The organism is Phaeospirillum tilakii, from assembly GCF_042683125.1.
Classification (GTDB): Bacteria; Pseudomonadota; Alphaproteobacteria; order Rhodospirillales; family Magnetospirillaceae; genus Phaeospirillum; species Phaeospirillum tilakii.
In genome coordinates, this window is the sequence record NZ_JBHUIY010000077.1 from 1 (window position 1) to 4427 (window position 4427).

The following is a 4427-nucleotide window of genomic DNA, read 5'->3' on the forward strand; positions in this document are numbered from 1 at the left end:
TGGCCGAGGCCTATCTGCGGGGGCGCGGCATCACCGGTCGGCTCGATCTGCCGGCCCTGCGCTTCCATCCGGCGCTGTGGTACCGTCCCCATCCCGACGCCCCCCGCCAGAGCTGGCCGGCGCTGCTCGCCGCCGTCACCGATGGCGCGGGCCGGATCACCGGGGTGCAGCGGACCTGGCTCGACCGCGACCGGCCGGCCAAGGCCCCGCTTGTCACCCCGCGCCGGGCGCTCGGTCATCTGCTCGGCAACGCCGTCCGCTTCGGTCCCGTCGCCGACCTGCTGGCGGCGGGGGAGGGGATCGAAACCATGCTGGCGGTGCGCTCGGTTCTGCCCACCCTGCCGGTCGTCGCCGCTCTGTCCGCCAACCACCTCGCCGCCTTCGCTTTCCCGCCCGGGTTGGTCCGCCTGTATGTCGCCCGCGACAACGATCCCGCCGGTCGCAAGGCGGTGGCGCGGCTGATCGCACGCGGGGCCGCCCAGGGGCTCGAGGTCCGGCCGCTGCTGCCGTGGGGCGAGGATTTCAACGCCGATCTGCTGCGCTTCGGCCCCGATTGGCTCCGGGGGCATCTGGCCGGGCAACTCGTCCCGGACGATGCGCGGCGGCTCATTGATCATCGGTCGCGGGGCTGATCGGGGGCGGGTGTCCGGTCTCCGGGCCGGTCCAATCCGGAAAGGGGGGCAGTCGTGGGCTCCCGTTACGTCCGGAGCCGCGACCCACGGCCTTCCCGTGCGGGGGATCTGCCAGGGCGCGGACCGGGCGCGCAAGGACCGTCCCGCTTGCTTTCTTCCCCGGCCTGCGGCCTCCTCGCGCAGCAAGAAAGCGCGGGCCGCTCCTCCTCCTCCGCCGTTGGCTTCGGCCCTCTCGGGTGCGCGCCCGGATCGGCCCCGGCAAAGGATCCCCGTGAAGGCCGCGATGGACGCGGTCCCAGCGACGAGGAGCCCGCCATGATCCCCACCTCCCTCCCGTTTCTTGACCCCGAAACCGAACCGGAAGCTCACGCCCAATCCGCCACCGCCAGCCTGCTCGACGAACTGATCCTCTACTTCTATCGCCCCGGTCAGGACGAGCCTGATCCCCGTCCGCTGCCCGAACCCGAGATGGTGCGGGGCGAACTCGCCGGCATCGTCGATGCCCTTGCCGCCCTGCTGGCCGACACCAGACTCGAGGACGATCTCGCCGACCTGCTGTGGTCCTTCGCGGCGATCTTCCTCCGCAAGATCGACCGGCTCGAACGCGATCTCGACGCCAACGAACAGGCGCAGAATCGCTCCCGGCTGGAACAGAACGGCTCGGAGGTGCGCTCGGTCGAACTGGAGCGGTTGATCGAACAGGGCCTCGGTCTGATCGAGCGCCGCAACGCCTTCGAGTTCTTCCGCGACACCGCCGCCGAGCGCTACGAGGCGGTCACCGGTTCCGCCTGGCGGCCGCGCGTCGGATCGATGGTCAACCATCGCGCCCTCACCGCCGCGGTGATCGACAGCCGGGACTTTATCGCCGCCCGCCACCGCGCCGACACCCAGCTGCTGTTGCCTCCGGGCGCGCGTATCGCTTTCACCGGCGGGGCCGAGTGCAACGACCATCGCCGGATCTGGGACGTGCTCGACCGCGTCCGGGCCAAGCATCCCGACATGGTGCTGCTGCACGGCGGCAGTCCGAAAGGCGCCGAGCGGATCGCCGCCTGCTGGGCCGACTCGCGCAAGGTGGCGCAGGTGGTGTTCAAGCCGGACTGGACCCGGCACAAGAACGCCGCTCCTTTCAAGCGCAACGACCAGATGATCGAGGTACTGCCGATCGGTCTGATCGCCTTCCCCGGCTCCGGCATCAGCGACAACCTCGTCGACAAGGCCCGCAAGCTCGGCATCCCGGTGTGGAGATTCGGCTCCGAGGGCGGCGCGTAAGCGCCGCTTTGGGCAGGAGCGGTCGCTTGCGTCGAGGTTTGGCTATGACCAAAATGGGCCGGAAGCGGACGGACGGGTTTGGGATGCGGGGCCTGATAAAGCGGACGTTCGGATTAGGTATAGTGCCCCCTTGAATTTCCGTCATACTCCAAGAAATCCAGACTCACGAGGGCGTGAGTCTCGCGAGACTCGGGGGAGCGCCTAAGTCCATTCGATCCTGTCCATCAGGCGCTTAAGGCTCATTTCTGCCCTTGATAGAAAATCAGCGTCGCCCCGACAGAAACCAGCATCCAAGACCGCCTTTCGCGTCTCCGGCGCCTCAAACGCCGCAAATACCCTGTCGCGAATTTCGCTGTGCCACGCGGTACGTCCCACCGGAGCCCAAACGTAGTTGCGGTCATTGGCTTGTTGAGAGAGGGCGGATTGCAGTTCGTCCTTATTGGTTCGCCATGTGAGAAAAGCCAGGGCCGCCAAGACCTCGAACATCTCGAAGGCTTCTTCATAGCGTCGAGAGGCGAAAAGGTGGTCCTGCGCCCATGTGGGGAAGACCTCGAAAAGGTGGTCGCTGAGCGGCGTCTTGCGGCGTTCGAAACCTTCAAGTGATTGCCAAGCCTCCTTGGTGCCACCCTCCCATCGCCAAAGGAAAAGCTGATTGACTGCTGGCTCAGCTTCATTTCGCCGCGTCTGTAAAGAAATTGTCAGCCACTGAAATAGGGGCTTAAACCTCCGGCCAACCAGCGCACCGATGCCGTAGCCATAGAGGGCAAGTACCGCAGGATAGGTCCGCAGTGCAAGCCATCCGGTATTTCCGCTGGCCGACTCCACGGATGCCAGGTCTCGGAGCACATCAGCGACAAGACTAAACTCGCTGCCGTCGCCCCATCGCCCCATGACGCCAAATAGCCGGACCAAAGGCTCGCTGATCGCCTCGTAGCGTGTCACCCGTTGGCAGAACTCTTCCTTGGACCAATTGCCCCGAACCTCAAATTCCTCGGTCGAAGCGGCGGCTTGCAACCGACGTTGGGTTTCGCCGACCAACTCCGCCAACTGGATTCGATGCTCCGGCCGAGCCAGATACTTCTTGGCACTGCCGATGATCAGCGCGGTGCTCTCGGGGTGGGCGCGCTGGGTCTCGGCCTGGATAGAAACCTGCGCCTCAACCTTGGCAAAAAAGCTGTCCGCGTCAGTGATCGGGATCATCTTCGCCGCGCGATGAGTGATCAGGTCTTGCGCCGCAGGGGATGGTTCGCCACGTGCCGCCCAAAACGTGGTGTAGCGGCGGTTGGGCGCGCGGGTCAAAGCGGAGCGAAGCGCCGCATCCCAATCCGCCGACCACCCGCACACGATCAATCCGTGCTCGTCGATGATACGGTCCAGGGTGGCATTCATCTCGGGGGAGTAGGACGCCAACTCGTCCTCGGTGTTCTTGATGCGGGTGTCCAGGTAATCGCCGTGAAGCTTGATCAGATAGCAGCGGCTGTGGACCAGGGGCACCGCGCCTTTCAGGTCGTCGTCGGACTTGATCACTGTCGGCTCGATGCCTTCGTCGCGAAGTGCGTTCTCCAGCAGCCGGTCAAAATTGGTGGTCAGGATGACCCGGATGAAGCCGGCGCGAACCAGACGGGCAATCGCCCGGTGGGCCGGGGTCGGCACCTTGCGCCCTTCCTCCAAATCCTCCTCGGTCGGCTCGATATAGCTGTGGAGGATGGATCGCCGCTCCTCCGGCGACCCAGTCAGGGCGGCCAACTGCTCCGAGTAGCTGGGGTCCGCCTTGTGCTTCTTCCGGTACCACGCGGCCCAGTCGGACTGTTCCTTCACGCCGTCCAGCAAGGCAACCCGGCGGACCAAGTCCAGTGTGATTTCCCAGCCCGTGGGTATCTGGGCCGCACGCGACACGCCAGAGCCCAGAAGGACGGCGTAGGCTCCCTTGTTCTCGAAAATGGAGAACGACAATGCCGTGACGGGATCGGTCATAAGCCTTTGCCCTTAGTTAGGGAGTTAGCGGTGTTGTCATCAATCATACAGACCAGTCGCCAGCGGGTCCGCTCCAAATTGCCGGCTTCCATTCAATTCCACGAGAGCGTCTGCAATGGGGCATCGGCGCCTCTCCTCGGGAACGCCCCCTATGAGGCGCAATCCGGTTGTAGACGAAGGGCCTCCATGGAGGGAAATCATGGAGATGCGCCCATAAAAATGATGGCGTCCGCGCGGGGAATTCCGCGCGCCGGGCTTTCGTAAACCGAGCCGACCTGCGGCGTCTCGGCCCTTCGGGCTTCAATCCCTGACGCAGAAACAGCCTGCTGGCGGCCAAGCTGGACGGTATTTCCGGCTCCGAACCCGGCCGTGATTTCGATCGCGGCATCGAGTCCAGACTGATCCGCCACGCCGATTCGCAGGGGATGATGGGGCCTATCGGCGCGGGTTTCGTTCCCAGTGGCGAAGGATTTCCCCCTCATCTGGTGTTCGTTTCTGATGCCCGGGTCGTCCCCACGGCTCGATTCTCGGCGCGCCAACAGCGCGGATCAG

The 4427-nt window shown here is 65.1% G+C and carries 4 protein-coding genes; 2 read left to right on the forward strand and 2 right to left on the reverse strand.

Translation table 11 applies throughout. The features are described from left to right. Both ACFSNB_RS18405 and ACFSNB_RS18410 read left to right on the forward strand, forming a co-directional pair. Nucleotides 1-632 (forward strand): DUF7146 domain-containing protein (locus tag ACFSNB_RS18405; RefSeq protein ID WP_377319235.1); only part of this gene is annotated, 632 nt, incomplete at its 5' end. Between the two features lie 315 nt (nt 633-947). Next, nucleotides 948-1901, forward strand: a complete 954-nt coding sequence (locus ACFSNB_RS18410; protein WP_377319237.1) for a DUF2493 domain-containing protein — start codon at nt 948-950, stop codon at nt 1899-1901. A 201-nt stretch (nt 1902-2102) separates the two neighbouring features. On the opposite strand, the gene ACFSNB_RS18415 is transcribed toward ACFSNB_RS18410, so the two are convergent. Both ACFSNB_RS18415 and ACFSNB_RS18420 read right to left on the reverse strand, forming a co-directional pair. Continuing rightward, nucleotides 2103-3875, reverse strand: a complete 1773-nt coding sequence (locus ACFSNB_RS18415) for an SIR2 family protein (protein WP_377319239.1) — start codon at nt 3873-3875, stop codon at nt 2103-2105. Between the two features lie 197 nt (nt 3876-4072). Then, a complete protein-coding gene (locus tag ACFSNB_RS18420; RefSeq protein ID WP_377319241.1) occupies nt 4073-4357 on the reverse strand; it encodes a hypothetical protein in 285 nt (94 codons plus the stop codon). Nucleotides 4358-4427: the final 70 nt, after the last annotated feature.